Source organism: Bacillus sp. DX4.1 (genome assembly GCF_030348195.1).
Classification (GTDB): domain Bacteria; phylum Bacillota; class Bacilli; order Bacillales; family Bacillaceae_G; genus Bacillus_A.
The window spans coordinates 260,498-276,203 of the sequence record NZ_JAUCFT010000006.1; the positions used below are offsets into that span (position 1 = coordinate 260,498).

The following is a 15,706-nucleotide window of genomic DNA, read 5'->3' on the forward strand; positions in this document are numbered from 1 at the left end:
TGTTAATGCCGTAATTACATAAAGAAAAAGAATCCCTTATGCCTTTTGGGATTCTTTTTCTTTTATAAAGTTTGTTCACACAAATGATCTGCACATCAATTCGTCTTTGATATACAGATCATTTGTATGATAATTTTAAAAAATAAGTGCAGAGAATTATATTACATGAATGCTTTTATAAGTGTTGTTACTAATGGAAGTACTCCACCTAAGAATGTTAAAACTGCCATTGCGATTGTCATATTATTTACTCCTCTTTTTTGAGTATTAAGATGTGGTAAATCTTTATACTCTTATTATAGTAAGCGCTTACATATATATCAATACATTTCAATATGCAATATTTCATACAATATAGGTGGTGTATTTTGTTATAATAACAAAGGTGAATTGTACATCCTTCAATTCATTACAACGGCTATCTAATGATAATGAAACTCCAAGTAGGTAGAAAGGGAGAAGAATGTTTATTATTCTTCTCCCTTTTTATATTTTCATGAACCTTACATAACTATTGTAAGAGAGTGCCTATATACGATTGGTCTTACCCCTGTCAAGTAGACAGTAAAAGATTAGATGCCTTTTCATTAAGCAGCCTTAGTTCCAAATTCAGCAGGACTAAGGTTGTTTAATTTTTTTTGGAATCGTTTGTTATTGTAATACCTCATATATCTTCTAATGGCTTTGAAAACTTGCTCTTTTTCATGAAACTCATTTCTGTAAAAACATTCTGTCTTAAAATGACTAAAAAAACTCTCTACACATGCATTATCATAACAATTGCCCTTCCTAGACATACTTACATTCATTTTGTATTTTTTAAGTAATAGGTTGTATTTTTTGGACGTGTATTGATACCCTTGATCGCTATGTAATACTGTTCCGTGGACATTTCTTTTTCTTAAGGCCTTATTCACTGTGTCTATAACTAATTTTAAATTGTTGCTTTCGCTTACTTGGTAGGCTACAATTTCGTTATTATAAAGATCCATTATCACTGAAAGATACATACGCTTACCGTTAAAAGTGAGATAGGTTATATCTGTAACCCATTTTTCATTTGGCTTGCTGGCTGAAAATTCCCTGTTTAAACGATTTTTTGATACGACACATTGTTCTTTTAAGCCAAAATGCCTCCACTTTTTCTTTCGAATCTTAGCTTGTATCCCCATTTTCTTCATTAAACGGTACACTCTTTTATGATTTATCTGTAAACCACAATACTTTTTGAGCCATGTACAAACTCTTGGATAACCAAAACTACCATTTATATCTGGATCTAGTTCGCATTCCACTATTTTGGACATAATAAATTGGTCTTCCTTCATCTTTTCAGAGGGATTAGTTCTTCTTTTTTCCCATTTGTAATATCCACTTCTTGAGACCCCCGCAATTTCACAAAGAAACACAATTGGAAAGCTATGCTTTAATGTATGAATGATCTCGTATTCTATTGATTTGTCTCTTTTGACCTCATCTCCTTTTTCGCAGCTAAGAGCTTTTTTAAGTATGCATTTTCTACTTCTAATCGTTCTATTCTATCATCATGACTTGTTTTTATTGAACTTGCATTTGTTTGTCTAGATCTCCCTCGTTTTTCTTGTAGGCCAAGAATACCCTCACTATTGTAGTTTTTAATCCATCTGTCTATAACTGAATATGTAACTCCTAATTCCCTTCCAATTAATTTACTACCCATTCCTCTATGTAAGTACATTTCAATAGCTTTCATTTTAAAATCAATCGAAAAAGTTCTTCTAATTTTCCCCATAAAAAAATCCCCTCCATAATAAACAGTACAGTAACTTTCTTTCAACTGTCTACTATGAGGGGATAATACCACAGTACCGAAACCATCTTTTAAGTGCTTAATTTTTTAAGGCCCTTTTATTAAACTGTCCATTTTAGAGGGTACAGTTCAGATTTCCCTTGGTTTTTTATTAGAAATAAAATATGTATACAAAATAAAGGTAGTATCTAAATACTAATTATTTTTCAAATTTCCGTTTTTTGGTGTTCTTTGTCTTCAATATCAGTTTCCGGCATTCCGTACAATCCATTCATGGCTTGTTCTACTGGTTGAAGTCCAGTTTTTGTAGTATCTGATTTTAAGTTTTTTGAGTCGTTACTCTTTTCTTTTTTAGAATGTGAAAAATTCATTTTTACACCTCAAAACACTAAATTTTTAAAAAATAAAAAGCGTATGAAAGAGTTTGGCAGATAAACAAATGTATTATCTGCCAATTGAATGACCAATTATTTGAGCTATTGATGTAATAGCATATACATAGTATGTCATCTTTTCTAGAAAATATGTGAGATGATATAGAAAATTTGTACGTTAGGTGTGGATTCAGGAGATTTCTACCAAATGTACAATAATCAATTTGTTTTTCTCGAATACAAAAGGGGCCGTGGAAGTCTGGTTTGATAAAAATAATTAATACTTTTATGGGAAAAAAGATATAATAGGGAGACTTTTGCGTGAAGAAGTGCTTTAAAGCAAGTATATATTCTATACTCATTATAATATTTATAGGAACAATTTTCTTTATTACTTGGTCTCAATTTACTTACACACCAACGAAAGAAGCTTTGTCATTAGTAGAACAAAAAGATAAAGAAAATCTTATTTATGGAAAGAAAGAGGCTAAAATTGGTATTATTTTTTACCAGGGAGCGAAAGTAGAAAAAGAATCATATAGTTATATTGGGTATGAACTTGAAAAAGAAGGTTATTTTGTTGTAATTCCAGAACTACCATTAAACTTGGCAATACTTGGGACAAATGACGTTGAAACCATTATTAAAAGATATCCCGAAATTGAAAAATGGTATGTTGTTGGACATTCAATGGGTCGATCCATGATTTCTAGTTATGCCTTTAACCATGAAAAAAAGGTAGACGATATCATTTTCTTAGCTTCTTATCCTGCAAATGATTTCTCTACTAAATTGATTCCAATGTTATCAATTTATGGTGAAGTAGACGGTTTAGCAACTGTAGAAAAAATAAAAAATCGAGAGAAGTTAATGTCAAAGAATGCAACCATGCACATGATAAAAGGTGGTAATCATGCTAACTTTGGTATGTATGGTAAGCAAAAAGGGGATAATGCTAGTTTAATTACGTCAAAAGCTCAACGTGAGGAAACGGTTAAAGTAATTGAAGAATGGTTACTAAAACAACAATAAATTATATCAATTAATTAAATGTTTTTCCTTATGTATAAATTAAATGATATATATATAAAAGAATCCAAGTGGATTCTTTTAATTAATGTCTTCCCGTACTTATCATTGTATCAATAAAATCCTTAATAAATTCTTTTTGATTGATTTTCAACCCAATCCGCACCCCTGTAGTTTTTGCACCTGGACGAAAATCAGCAACAGTTTGTCCTCTAAAAGATTTTACATCTACTTCTACTTTACGGTACATGTATTGAAAAAATTCGGGATTGGCCAATGCACTCATTGCAACAACATCGTGTAAAGGTGCTCCTTTAATGCTTGGATTTAATTTTTTATAAGCACTGTAATAATAATCATAGATTGGTTTAATTAACGATTTAAATGGGATATTTGTCTGTTCCACAATGTAATTTACTTGGCTTGGAAGCAAAATAGCTGAATTCGTTATATTTAAAGGAATCATTGTTAAATTTTTTGATTGATTAATTACAAATTGAGTTGAGACTGGATCTCCATATGCATTTGCCTCTGCTACGGGTGTGACATTTCCAGGTTGTAGAAATACCCCAGACATAATATATACTTCTTTTATACTCTGCATCATTTCTTTCCAAAGGTTTAAAGCAATTGCGAGAGAGGTAGATCTACCTACATCAACAATTGTTAGTTCTCCCTTGTACTTTTCAACAATTGATGGGATTAGACTAAAGTCATGAATGGGAATAGATGCTACACTTTTTGGTGGCTGAATAGGCCCAAGCCCTTCCTCACCATGTATTTCTGGATAATAAGCAGTAAACCCATTAAAGAATGGTAAAGTAGCGCCGCTTATAACAGGAATATCTTTTCGTCCAGCTAATTGCAAAAGATAAACAGCATTTCTAGTGGTTTGTTCTTTGGTAACATTTCCATAACTCGTAACAATTCCAACAATTTCAATCTTAGGATTTAACAGACCATATATGATAGCTAAGGAATCATCAATACCTGGATCTCCAAATAATAGTACTTTCTTCAAAATATCTCTCCCTTCTTAGATAACCAAATCTCACAAAAAAACTTATAACATGTATATGCAAGATGTTCTCTTTAAATCTAAAATTTCTTGAAAAAATATTATAATTACATCAATTTTCTATAGTCTAAAACATTTTTAATTGCCCATTGTTGAAAAAAAGAACACCAAAAGAAAGAATTGAATTAAATCTATTGATTTGCAACGAAGTATGTCCCACATGGGTTAAATCAATTAGCTAAAAGCTTTTCCATAATAAAGAAGACATAATTTTAGGCACTAAAGATAAAAATTTAATAATGAATAACTGTACCCAATAGATTTTATAAAAGAAAAGGTGATGGAATGGAACTGTTTAACGAAGGCAAAACTTATCATGCTGGAGATATTGTCTATGTTTTTTACCGAAACCCCCACACCCAGGATGTAGCAAATATACAAGCAGCAGCCGTTGTAAATAACCCTGAAAATCCAAATGAATTAGCTTTATTTCTTTATGAAACTTATTATCCATTATCAAATGAAATGGCTGTTTATTCTACAGAAGAAGAGGCAAATCAAGCTTACAATTACTATTATGGAGATGATTTAGAGGGGATATTAGAATGAATAATCCATTTATACCTAAGCTAGTATACTTTGAACCAAATGCATTAGATTATCCGTTAGGAAGAGAACTTCAAGAAAAATTCAAAAAAATGGATGTAGAAATTCGGTATACCACCTCACATAACCAAGTGAGAGATCTCCCAGGAGAAAATGATTTTCAAAAGTATAGGGTAGCAAAATCTACTCTTGTCGTTGGTGTGAGAAAGACACTAAAATTTGATACCTCAAAGCCTTCAGCTGAGTATGCTATTCCCTTTGCAACAGGGTGTATGGGCCATTGTCATTATTGCTATTTACAAACAACGATGGGAAGTAAACCATATATCCGTACTTATGTAAATGTGGCCGAAATTCTTGAGGCTGCTGACAAATATATCGAGGAACGAGCACCTGAACTGACAAGATTTGAAGCATCCTGTACATCTGATATTGTAGGGATTGATCACTTAACTCATACTCTTAAGCACGCAATAGAGCATTTTGGAGAATCTGAGTATGGAAAATTGAGGTTTGTTACTAAGTTTCATCATGTAGATCATTTACTTGATGCAAAACATAACGGGAAAACAAGATTTCGGTTTAGTGTAAACGCTGACTATGTTATTAAAAATTTTGAGCCCGGCACCTCTCCCCTAGCAAAACGGATTGAGGCCGCTGGAAAAGTAGCAAGAGCCGGATATCCACTTGGGTTCATTGTGGCCCCTATTTATCTGCATGAAGGTTGGCAGGATGGGTACTATCATATGTTTGAACGTCTTGATGCTGAATTACCACTTGATGCACGTGATGATATCACATTTGAATTTATTCAACATCGATTTACAAAGCCTGCCAAACGAGTAATTGAAAAAAATTATCCCATGACAAAATTAGAATTAGATGAAGAGAAAAGAAGATATAAATGGGGGAAATATGGCATTGGAAAATACATTTATCAAAAAGAAGAAGAAGAAGATATAAAAAATTATCTTTATTCTTATATGGAGAAATTCTTTCCCAATGCAAAATTAGAATATTTCACATAGGAGAATACCAATCACTTTACGGCTACGGCAACAATTGATTGTTTTTGAATCCACTCACAAACGTAAAGCAAGAGAGGGGGAATATATATTGTCCTCTTCTCTTATTTCCACCGATCTATACCCTAGGTGCTTACTGTATTTTAAGTGTTAAATAAATTAAGGAAGGGATATCTAGGGTCTGAAGGAGTTATCATGGAAAAATTCGAGATTTCCTTGATACTAAAACATAATATGTCTCTTATCATTTCTTGCCAAAAATATTATTTAATCCACTAAGTAAAAGTGCCAGGCAAGGGAATGAATAAAAGGTAATTTGATGTACACAGACAAATAAACCTATTGCAGATGCAATCATTAAAAATCCAGCCTCTTTAAATGAACTTTTGGCTTTTATGAATCCAAAAAATCCTAAAATAGAAAATAATATTCCCATACATCCAATGGTAAGAGCTTTTTCAGCACCTTCCATCCGTCCCATTTCGTCAGCTAGTCTTCCTAGAAACAAAATGACTAATGAACATAGAAATCCTAGCAATGCACCAATCAGTCCAATTACATCCTCACCTGTTCGTTTCAATATAGCTACCTATCCTATTTTTCAATTTATGTATATTTTATATCTGTAATATAATTGATGTTTATGTATAGCACCTTATCCTGCTTATCAATAACTCTTAACTCATTTCGAGATGTATCATAATAATGAATATTCCCTGTTTCAAAATGAATTTTATTATGTTTAGAGTAGGAGATGGTTACTTCTAGATTTTCAGACATTGCCCCACACACAACATCATTTATTTCTTCTAATTGTTGCTCATCTAAAATAGGCATTGGTATTTCATTTTGTTTATCATATATTTCATTTAATCCTTCAAATTGTTCTTTTATTGCTGAAAATGGTGCCCATCTCATCATACCTCGATCAATCATGACTTGTATTCCTCCTTATGCCTTATGACCACCTATTTTCCCGTTTTTTTCCCTTTGAGTAGCCCCTTTAATGTAGCTAACACCTCTCATAATTGAATTTTTACCGAACTTATGCCGGATACCATCCATTGTTTTTGCTAATTTCCTTTGAGCATCTTTTCTTGAAGTATCATCAAACAATGACATTTGAATTGCATCATCTCTGGTCAAATTCTTTAAAGTTATATGTATTTGTCTCACAGGATGACCACTATGAAATTTCTTTAATAACTCTAAGCAGGCTTCATAAACACCTTCAGTTAAACATGTGGGTTGATCCAGCGTAATGGCTCGCTTAAATCCTCCACCAATATATTTGCTATAGCCTATTGCAAGCTCAACCGTTCTACAACATTTATCCATAGAACGTAGGCGAAAACAAGTTTCCTCAATCTGTTATAAAATGAGTAATTTTAATTTATTTAGACTAAAGCAATCTTCTAATAAGATTTGCCCTTTTGTTATGGAGGTACTTTTAGGAATGTATTTATTAGCAATACGGCTTTCATCAATGCCATAGGCAAAACGATATAGCTCTTCACCTTTGACTTTGCCAAAACGCTTTATTAAGTGCTCTTTGGGAGTTTTGGCAACATCCTTTAAGGAAAACAGTCCCATCCGGTTCTGTTGCAAAGTTTTCTAAAGTAAGCTAAACTCTGTAAAAAACAAACAAGGAGCGTAACAAATGGGATATTTTAAAGGAAAACAGTTCGAGAAAGATATTATCTTGGTAGCCGTTGGCTACTATTGTCGTTTTTCTTTAAGCTATCGCGATGTGTCTGAAATTCTCAAAGAACGTGGTATTTCTATTCATCCAACAACTATCATGCGCTGGGTTCATGAATATGGAAATCTTATCTATCAAATTTGGAAGAAGAAAAACAAAAACACATTGTTATCTTGGCGTTTGGATGAAACCTATATCAAAATTAAAGGAAAGTGGTGTTATTTATATCGAGCAATTGATAAAGAGGGACAAACACTTGATATTCAACTTCGTCAAAAACGAGACAAACAAGCAGCATATGCTTTTATGAAAAGACTCGCTCGAACTTTTGGAGAACCAACGGTTCTGACGACAGATAAGGCTCCTTCTTTAGCTTCCGCATTCAAAAAATTAAAGGAGATAGGTCTTTACAAAAATACCTTTCATCGTACAATAAAGTACCTCAATAATATCATCGAGCAAGATCATCGACATGTGAAACGTCGATTTTCCCGTTCCTTAGGCTTTCAAAGTCTTCGCCATGCCTCACGTACTATTAAAGGTATAGAAACTGTTCATGCCATATACAAACAAAAGCGAAGTCTTCAACCAAACTTCGTTTTTTCGACGTATAACGCATTACATGAATTATTAATAGTTTCATAAAACTGGTCCGCAATATTACCCATCTCTTTATGTCTTCGGAAACTTTGCAACAGAACCCTTGGTCGTCTATGACGCTAATCTGTTATAAATCAAATTAGATGTAATTTGATTATTGTTTTGGCATAATCCATACAATTTGTTGAATGCGTACAATATATGGTACCGTATCTTCAATGAGCAAATGATCTGGTTTCACATCCTTTAACTTTCCTCTTACATTACCTCTTACAGTTTCAATAACCACATGTTTACCAATTACTGATTGTAATGTCTGATATACGTAGGGATTAGGTACACTTACCATGTTTTGTTCACTAAAGTCATTTCCCTCCAAATAACTCATTCTATAAAACTCCTTTCTAACTTGCATTCTTTCTCCTAATATATGATATAAATCTTATAAATATGCTAGAAGGATAATTCATTATAGGAACGAAAATAACATTTTAATAAGGTACGTTTTCTATTCCTAAATTACTAAAAAATTATTTATATAAGATTATTTTTTACTAGTTAATAGGTAATGATATAGGGATATTTTGAATGTACATCTAGGTTGTTCCTTTCAAGATATTTATCATTTTATATACGCCCTTTATTAGAATACTGCTTATACTTTTTTTGAGATTCTTTGGTAATACGTGCGTTAAGTAAAATTGCTAACAACAAGAACACTCCATATTTTCCCCCTGTAGCTCCTATGATAATCACACTACTAAAAACAAGTACAATTAATAGGAGAAACGAAAATAAATAAATACGGTCATAGTTCTTTGACATTTTCTCGTATTTTATGCGTTCTTTCCTTGCATCCATCTAAATTCCTCCTTTAAATTATCCATTTCACTATAAAATAAAACTCGCCCTTAAAAAGAAAACAATATATCGTTTCAAGTAATTAGTTTGTTTTTTTATCAACTAATTTATATAATATAAAAAGAAATACTACCAATATTAAACTTACCACCACAATAATCCCAACCCTCTCCTTCCTCTTAATCCCATCACATCAGATGAAATTTATGTATATCCTATTATTATCAGCAGCAAACAAAAAGGATCCTCCCTTCTCTTAAAGGCTGATCCTTTTCTTCGTGCATTCAACTATTTTTAGCTATTCTTGATTAATTAGAATAACAGCTGGTCCATCTACACGAATTCCACCAACTTCGATTTTTTCATAAGACTCAACTGTAATAGAAATGACCCCTTCCCGCTTCTTTAATTCATTACTTAATTCTTTTGTTAACATTTTTTTCATGTGTGCACTCCTTCTTACTGCTTAATTTACTATTGTTATGTAAATGAAATTAAAAATGGTTTCCTGGTCTGGAAACCATTTTTGTAGTTGACCATATGGTGTTACCAATTCGTTTATCAATTTTACGTAAAGAAGATAAACAATTACTATTCACTGTCTTAGTAGATGTAAGAAATTCTTAAAGATAGCGGTGAGATTGATTGTTTTTTCTTCTAAAAATAATGACTTAGATATATATACCTAAAACAATGAAAGCCCTACCTCTCTTTCATCCTTACGGCTCCTTGTCCGTGCCAGTGTGAATCAGGATTGCAAAAATCAAGTGACTATTTGATCGAGTTATTTGATGAAACTTCGAACGTTCGTAAAAGAAATTTAAAAATAAAAATGGATTAGATTGAAGTAATAACAAAAGAGGTTCATACTCTAAAAGTGAGTTGAAGAAGTTGAATGTCTTTGAAATGATTTACTTTTAATAATAATCATATTCCCGAAAAATTCAGGATATTTTCGGGGGATGTAATACATTATCTATAATGAACCTTAACAGAAACTTTTTATTTGATTTTCAGTGATCCCTTTAATTAATCCTAGTTCACAAATCAAAAATTCATGTGCGTTATCCAACATTTTTTTTTCGCTTGTATTAAGTGCTTTTTCTTTCTTCATACGCATTAAATCACGTACAACTTCAGCACCTTCTTGTATTTCACCCGTTTTTATTTTGTCCGTGTTCACTTTATACCTTTGTTTCCACGGCAGTAATCTATCTGATTCTCCATGCTGAAAAATGTGTATAATGTGTTTTAATGCAAGTATATCAGTAACTGGGCGTATACTCGAACTCAATATTTTACCCGTAGGAATCATGACTTGCATATTACTGATTGACATTTTTATGACATAATACTGTTGTTTTTTCCCTGAGAATTCTTTTTCTTCTATGGCTTCAATTATACCTGCTCCGTGCATTGGATAAACAATGTTATCGCCAATTTGAAACATATAATCCACCTCCATATATGGTAACCTTCTTAACCTTAACATATATATGATTTTTTATCAAAAATTTAATAATATCATAAATTTATTTTTATCGTCAACCACTTTTTCTTTAAAAATTAAATTAAGTAAAAACAGCACCAAAATAATAGGGAGCGTGTCAGATTTCCAATAAAGGGAAGGGGAATTTCCCCGCGTATATTCTGAAACCTCTACTAATTAACGTAGATCAGTTTTCCCTTGAAAACGACCAAATCGATCCCGTATTTTTTTCAATCTTGTGTGGTACCCCAAAATCTCAATTCTTGCTTTTTCAGCTAGAGGTGCAATTGGTCGTAAGTCTTTTAACCCCCAATAATCAACCACTACATCAAGTACTTGATCAAAATATTGCAGTGGCCCATAGTTAGCTTCTTTTGCAATCACAGCCATTCTATTTTCAAAATCAGGCATGACAGCACCTGGCATTTTAAAATTCATAATCACATTGGCAATATGATAGCAATAATTAGGTTCCAATTCCAAATGTGTTCGAATGACGTCTCGATAAAACGCATAATGAAGAGTTTCATCTTTTGCAAGACGGCGTAATAATGTAGCAAGATCTGGATCATGCTTACTTGCAACCTTAGCTACATTATTGTAAAACACCATCGTTGCAAGTTCTTGTAGCGTCGTATACGTCATTGCTTCGATTGGTGTGTGAAAATCGGGCTCAAATCCCCCCTCAACGACTGACTTTCTTAATTCATGTAATCGTTTAGGGTTCACACTTCGAGTGAGTAGTAAATAGGTCTCCAATAAATTCGAATGTTGATCCTCTTCTGAAGTCCAAGTATGAATAAAGTCTGTAATAACAGAAAGGGATCCTTTAAAAGTCGCAGATAAATAAGTTGTAAACCATGGTAAATTCACTTCTGTTAATAAAGCTGTTTCAATGGCCGTAATTACACCAGAAGGAAGAGTAACTTGACTTTCATCCCAAGGAATTCTTTTAAAGTCCATTCCCTTATCCCATGGTAAAAACTCATGATAACCCCAGTCTATCTTCTGCGCTCTTATTTTATGTTGTTCATACAGTTCTTTTAAACGTGGTTCTAATCGGAAATCTAAATCATTTGTTAGCATATATAAGTGCCCCCTTTTCTTATCATAGATAGTCATTCTATTTTTACATTCATTTTTATCCTTAAAAATTTTCTACAAATAAATATTACTTTCCTTTTTTTAAGTCAAACATAACAAATTTTTAACAAAACTCTTTAAGAACGCTTTATTTCTATATGATTTTTTCATATCAAAAGGGGAACCGTTACATATATTGTCCTTTTTTATAAAAAGGGTTCTGAGGCATACGATATGTTGCTTAGCCTAAATAAAAAAACTATCCTCAGTAAATAGAGAATAACATTCATGGATGAAGATACTCGTCATGTTGTAAATCTTGGTGAGTATAAAAAGGTGCATGCCCATAAAGAATCGTTTTATAATAAAGATTGATAAACAATTAATCTTTCATGCGTTTTCGCTACTTTCCAATTTTGTTATTGGTAGCAAAAACTTAAAAGATTAATGGTATTTTATACAGACCAACAACTTATTTAGATGTAAGATCCAAGATGTTAGATTAAGCGCTTGAAAAATATATACAGTTGATGAGATAGCCTTAAATGATAATTCCCAACAAGATCATTGTACATTGGCAATGATGGGGTTATTTACACGGGTTAGACCGTATTTTTGGAAACAGTATACAGCACAAAGGGAAGAGGCGATAAACATGCAGTCAACGGAAGCGCATATGAAAGAAAAACAACGTAGAGAAAAAATAGAAATAATATTTAGTCACAGGGTAAAAGGAGAAAGTTATTTTCACGGTTCCTCCTATCAATGGAAAAACATTGTATACCAAAATTATAATAGGATACAACATAAAGAGTTGGAAATTGAACAACTCATTTTTAAAATGGAAAAAGAAGGGATTCGTTTTACGCAGCACCGTTCACTAATACACTATCCCGTCATTGATTTTGTAAAATATATAGCTAAGGTTTATAAGGAAACCCTCGAAATACAATAATCATGATTATATGTTCAAAATAAATAATCATATTCAAAAGAAACCTTTATAAAAAGTTTATTTTTGAAACTTTGTTAACAAAAAGCTCAAAAACTCATTATAATATTCTTTTTATTCATAACGATCTTAATTTTTATTATAATAATAACCATAACGTATTCTAGTCGTTTGTATATCTTCAGATTTTGTAAATTTTATTACACAAAAAGACAACTCTTAATTAGAGTTGTCTTTTATTTTTTCTAGATATACATAATACTGTTCTGGTGCAAAAACTCCAAGATTCTTACAACTGGAGAAAAAGTAGGATTTCTCATAGGAAAGATGCTACTTTGTTTCCTCATATTCCTTCATTATTTTATAAAACGTATTTTTCTTTAGCTCTAACATTTCCATAAACATAATAGCTGTTATTCCTCCACTTTTCCATTTAGAATAAGCTTCTTCTATTATATGCATTTGTTGTTTGCTTAGGGTTGAAAGGTTCACCTGAGGACGTCCTAAATGTTTCCCTTGAGATTTAGCTACAGCAATCCCTTCAGCTTGTCGCTGCCAAATCTTTTTACGCTCTTGATCTGCAACATAAGATAGCAAAGATAAAAATTGATCTTCCATTAGCCGTCCCATGTCACCCATCTCACGAAACTTTCGACTATCAAACAGTGTTTCATTTTCTAAAACCACAATATCAGCTTGTAATTCTCTTGTTATGTACTTCCATTCCGAAATTACCTCATCATAATTCCGACCCATACGATCTAAAGCATCTATGTAAACAATATCACTTGTACTCAATATTTTTCGTAATAATTGATACTGAGGACGATCAAAATGTCGTCCACTTGCTTTATCGACAAAAATACGTCGAGCTTCCACTCCTCGTTCCATCATTTTATGTAATTGACGTTGTTCATTTTGATCTTTTGTACTTACACGTATATATCCATAAATATTCGCCACGTTTGATATTCTCCTTACATTTGTTACTACAATTATACCATTTTCGTTTATAAAGCTGTTCATTGAAAATAAACGTTTATAAAATGTTTTATATAACCTTTATAAACTTGATGTTCCAATGTTTCATAGATATGGACCAACCGTTTATAAAGGTATACCTTTAAGGACAAAAAGAATCCTTTTAAAATAAGGATTCTTAAACAGGAAATTACAAATTTTTGGATTAAATACAAATCTTTAAAGTAACAAGGTTATTTTTTTCTAGAATCATCGCCAAGAGTATAAATTAAAACCCCTACTATGATTGCAACTCCAACTGCAAAGCGGATGAACCACTCCCACATATAACTCACCTCCAAAAAATATATTTACACGAATAATAGATGTGCATTTACACTTATAAATCCGTCTGTACTTTCCTTAACAGTCTTACAGTGTTCTACTTAATTTCTGCTCATATGTCTTTAACTAATAAACCATGTCTTAAAATTTCTTACAGTTTCAACTTCACTGAGCTGTCTACCATGAACGGAGAATAGGTTTAAGTTGAAATCAACATTCTATGTTCCTCCTTTCTGAGTTCATACCTATATATTTGTGTTTGTCCTTAAGTAAAAAGTTAATGACAAGTCTACCAAGAATAGGTTCGTATGTTTTTATGTGGAAAGTCAGTTTGAAAAATTTTCACAGTTTTAATTTCACTAAATCGTCTACCAAGAGTAAAAGGGAGAGGTTTAAGCTGGAAATGTAGCTTTAGAATAAAGATTGATCAAATTAATACTAATAGCCTTGATAAACAAGCAAAAAGAAAGAGCGTGTTTTGAAAAAAGATTAATCAAAACACGCTCTTAATATATTTTATTGAATCATTCTTTTATAAAAAAGTTTGATCATTTCTATGATATTCCCTCCATTAAAGCGCCCGTTTCTTGAATATGTACATAACTTGTATTAGCTTAGTACTTAGGACATATTGAACTAAAACTACCTTTAGTAGCAAGATACAGCGCTTCACTTTAAACACTATCTATGATTTTATATTTATTATCTCGATATTCTCCAAAAATCCGGTCCATAATTCTTGTTACAAAATTCAACTGGAATTCGTGTCTTTGAAAAATTATCACCAACGTTTATCTGATATAATTTATTATGTAAAGGAGAACCATAGGAAAACTCAAGTTGGCAATCAGTTAGATTAAACAAAATTGAATGCACTGTTCCAAAGTTTTCTTTATAATTATGAATGGACACCCCTTTCGGAAACTCCGTTGAAAGAAGTTCTTTAATTTCGCAAGCAGTTCTTTTACCATTGTCACTAAATTTATTCTCTAAAATATTGTATCGTAGTTGAGATTGTTCTAGCTTGCCTGGTTCAAGATTTTCAATTTCAGGAAATAGCCCATGATTTGTTGCAATTAAATAATCTAGTTCTGCTTTTTTAACTACTTTAACTCCGTCATATGTTCCAACTAAAGCTGCCTCACCATTTGCATCCGCTAAAAGTAAATTCATATTCGTTCCAACAGGCATGTTTTTCACAGCATAGACGGCTTCTTCAATATTTTTACACGTCTCTAGTATGGCTCTAACAACCACCATAAACTGCAACCCAGTAACTACTGGTTCTCTCATACCTGGATATTTACCTATCGGCATGCCACACGAAGCAAACGCTACACATAGACCTTTCTCGTTTAATCCTTCACTTCGACCAAATGTAGAAACAGAGAAACCGGTATGCGTGTATCTTCCATCTACTTTAGTTGTACAAAGACGCATGTCCGAAATATCAGGAGAGAGGTCGTAGTTTCGTAATACGTATGTTTTACCATCGGACATTTTTTGGGGCAAAATTGCGCCTAGACTACACCCTCCAGGTATTAACCAGGCATCGTCATAAAACTTTAATTGGTTTGGTTTATAACCAAATCCTTCCGCAAAACCCTCTAATTCCTCATTTAATCCCGGACAATACTCCTCGATTTGGGACCTAATTTCTAAATACGCTTTGGTAGAATCAGATTGTTCCCTAAAAAAAATTTCCTTAACGTGTGCACTTTCATAGTATTCTAATGCTTGTTGTTTTCCAATTTCATACGAACTTCCTTTAAGATAAGTAAATTTCCCTGTATGAGTATTCATTCAAAGCTCCCCATTCTGCATTTTAATAGCAAGACATATATACCTTGCTATAAACAGAATAAACCCTCCA

20 protein-coding genes are annotated in these 15,706 nt (G+C 32.3%); 5 read left to right on the top strand and 15 right to left on the bottom strand.

What is annotated here, in order from left to right; genetic code table 11:
* Positions 1-587: 587 nt before the first annotated feature.
* From QUF99_RS01460 to QUF99_RS01470, 3 genes are all read right to left on the bottom strand, one after another.
* A complete protein-coding gene (locus QUF99_RS01460; protein WP_353958373.1) occupies positions 588-1,529 on the bottom strand; it encodes an IS3 family transposase in 942 nt (313 codons plus the stop codon).
* Positions 1,451-1,771 (bottom strand): helix-turn-helix domain-containing protein, encoded by a 321-nt coding sequence (locus QUF99_RS01465; RefSeq protein ID WP_289368028.1) that lies wholly within the window; start codon positions 1,769-1,771, stop codon positions 1,451-1,453. The genes QUF99_RS01460 and QUF99_RS01465 overlap by 79 nt, the downstream gene beginning before the upstream one ends.
* 224 nt (positions 1,772-1,995) lie before the next feature.
* The gene (locus QUF99_RS01470) at positions 1,996-2,160 is read right to left on the bottom strand and encodes a DUF4021 family protein (RefSeq protein ID WP_289368277.1); all 165 of its coding nucleotides are present in this window, start codon (positions 2,158-2,160) and stop codon (positions 1,996-1,998) included.
* A gap of 324 nt (positions 2,161-2,484) precedes the next feature.
* On the opposite strand from QUF99_RS01470, the gene QUF99_RS01475 reads away from it, so the two are divergent.
* Complete coding sequence (locus tag QUF99_RS01475; protein WP_289368278.1) at positions 2,485-3,195, top strand: alpha/beta hydrolase; 711 nt, start codon at positions 2,485-2,487, stop codon at positions 3,193-3,195.
* Between the two features lie 82 nt (positions 3,196-3,277).
* Here the strand turns inward: QUF99_RS01475 and QUF99_RS01480 are convergent, their stop codons facing one another.
* Entirely contained in the window at positions 3,278-4,213 is a 936-nt protein-coding gene (locus QUF99_RS01480) for a nucleoside hydrolase (RefSeq protein WP_289368279.1), read from the bottom strand.
* Positions 4,214-4,555: 342 nt separating this feature from the next.
* Here QUF99_RS01480 and QUF99_RS01485 point away from each other — a divergent pair, with 342 nt between their 5' ends.
* Both QUF99_RS01485 and splB read left to right on the top strand, forming a co-directional pair.
* A complete protein-coding gene (locus QUF99_RS01485; protein WP_286125434.1) occupies positions 4,556-4,819 on the top strand; it encodes a transcriptional regulator SplA domain-containing protein in 264 nt (87 codons plus the stop codon).
* Positions 4,816-5,844: a spore photoproduct lyase gene (gene splB, locus QUF99_RS01490; protein WP_286117264.1), complete on the top strand. Its 1,029-nt coding sequence runs from the start codon at positions 4,816-4,818 to the stop codon at positions 5,842-5,844. Before QUF99_RS01485 ends, splB begins: the two co-directional genes overlap by 4 nt.
* 241 nt (positions 5,845-6,085) lie before the next feature.
* Here the strand turns inward: splB and QUF99_RS01495 are convergent, their stop codons facing one another.
* Genes QUF99_RS01495 through QUF99_RS28655 form a run of 4 tightly spaced genes read right to left on the bottom strand, consistent with a single transcriptional unit; the run spans position 6,086 to position 7,434 of the window.
* Positions 6,086-6,421, bottom strand: coding sequence for a hypothetical protein (locus QUF99_RS01495; protein WP_286125436.1), 336 nt, complete (start codon positions 6,419-6,421; stop codon positions 6,086-6,088).
* A gap of 26 nt (positions 6,422-6,447) precedes the next feature.
* On the bottom strand, positions 6,448-6,777 hold the full coding sequence (locus QUF99_RS01500) for a YolD-like family protein (RefSeq protein ID WP_286125437.1): 330 nt from the start codon (positions 6,775-6,777) through the stop codon (positions 6,448-6,450).
* Positions 6,778-6,792: 15 nt separating this feature from the next.
* Positions 6,793-7,209 carry a DinB/UmuC family translesion DNA polymerase gene (locus tag QUF99_RS28650; RefSeq protein WP_289368380.1) on the bottom strand — a complete coding sequence of 139 codons (417 nt, stop codon included), beginning with the start codon at positions 7,207-7,209 and terminating at the stop codon, positions 6,793-6,795.
* Between the two features lie 3 nt (positions 7,210-7,212).
* The gene (locus tag QUF99_RS28655) at positions 7,213-7,434 is read right to left on the bottom strand and encodes a DNA polymerase Y subunit UmuC family protein (RefSeq protein ID WP_289368281.1); all 222 of its coding nucleotides are present in this window, start codon (positions 7,432-7,434) and stop codon (positions 7,213-7,215) included.
* Between the two features lie 67 nt (positions 7,435-7,501).
* On the opposite strand from QUF99_RS28655, the gene QUF99_RS01515 reads away from it, so the two are divergent.
* Positions 7,502-8,188 (top strand): IS6 family transposase, encoded by a 687-nt coding sequence (locus tag QUF99_RS01515; RefSeq protein WP_098929416.1) that lies wholly within the window; start codon positions 7,502-7,504, stop codon positions 8,186-8,188.
* Positions 8,189-8,297: 109 nt separating this feature from the next.
* Here the strand turns inward: QUF99_RS01515 and QUF99_RS01520 are convergent, their stop codons facing one another.
* The 5 genes from QUF99_RS01520 to QUF99_RS01540 all read right to left on the bottom strand — a co-directional run bounded on the left by QUF99_RS01520 (position 8,298) and on the right by QUF99_RS01540 (position 11,579).
* Positions 8,298-8,531: a YuzF family protein gene (locus tag QUF99_RS01520; RefSeq protein WP_002068860.1), complete on the bottom strand. Its 234-nt coding sequence runs from the start codon at positions 8,529-8,531 to the stop codon at positions 8,298-8,300.
* Positions 8,532-8,770: 239 nt separating this feature from the next.
* Positions 8,771-9,004, bottom strand: coding sequence for a hypothetical protein (locus QUF99_RS01525; RefSeq protein ID WP_289368283.1), 234 nt, complete (start codon positions 9,002-9,004; stop codon positions 8,771-8,773).
* Positions 9,005-9,302: 298 nt separating this feature from the next.
* Positions 9,303-9,449, bottom strand: a complete 147-nt coding sequence (locus QUF99_RS01530; protein ID WP_000738551.1) for a BC1881 family protein — start codon at positions 9,447-9,449, stop codon at positions 9,303-9,305.
* A gap of 543 nt (positions 9,450-9,992) precedes the next feature.
* Positions 9,993-10,454, bottom strand: a complete 462-nt coding sequence (locus QUF99_RS01535; RefSeq protein ID WP_286125473.1) for a CarD family transcriptional regulator — start codon at positions 10,452-10,454, stop codon at positions 9,993-9,995.
* A gap of 216 nt (positions 10,455-10,670) precedes the next feature.
* A complete protein-coding gene (locus tag QUF99_RS01540; RefSeq protein WP_286125472.1) occupies positions 10,671-11,579 on the bottom strand; it encodes an acyl-ACP desaturase in 909 nt (302 codons plus the stop codon).
* Positions 11,580-12,231: 652 nt separating this feature from the next.
* Here QUF99_RS01540 and QUF99_RS01545 point away from each other — a divergent pair.
* Positions 12,232-12,531 (top strand): hypothetical protein, encoded by a 300-nt coding sequence (locus QUF99_RS01545; RefSeq protein WP_286125471.1) that lies wholly within the window; start codon positions 12,232-12,234, stop codon positions 12,529-12,531.
* 327 nt (positions 12,532-12,858) lie between these two features.
* Here QUF99_RS01545 and QUF99_RS01550 read toward each other — a convergent pair whose 3' ends face one another.
* Both QUF99_RS01550 and QUF99_RS01555 read right to left on the bottom strand, forming a co-directional pair.
* Positions 12,859-13,491, bottom strand: a complete 633-nt coding sequence (locus QUF99_RS01550; RefSeq protein WP_289368287.1) for a recombinase family protein — start codon at positions 13,489-13,491, stop codon at positions 12,859-12,861.
* A gap of 1,044 nt (positions 13,492-14,535) precedes the next feature.
* A complete protein-coding gene (locus tag QUF99_RS01555; RefSeq protein ID WP_289368288.1) occupies positions 14,536-15,636 on the bottom strand; it encodes a C45 family autoproteolytic acyltransferase/hydrolase in 1,101 nt (366 codons plus the stop codon).
* Between the last annotated feature and the right edge of the window lie 70 nt (positions 15,637-15,706).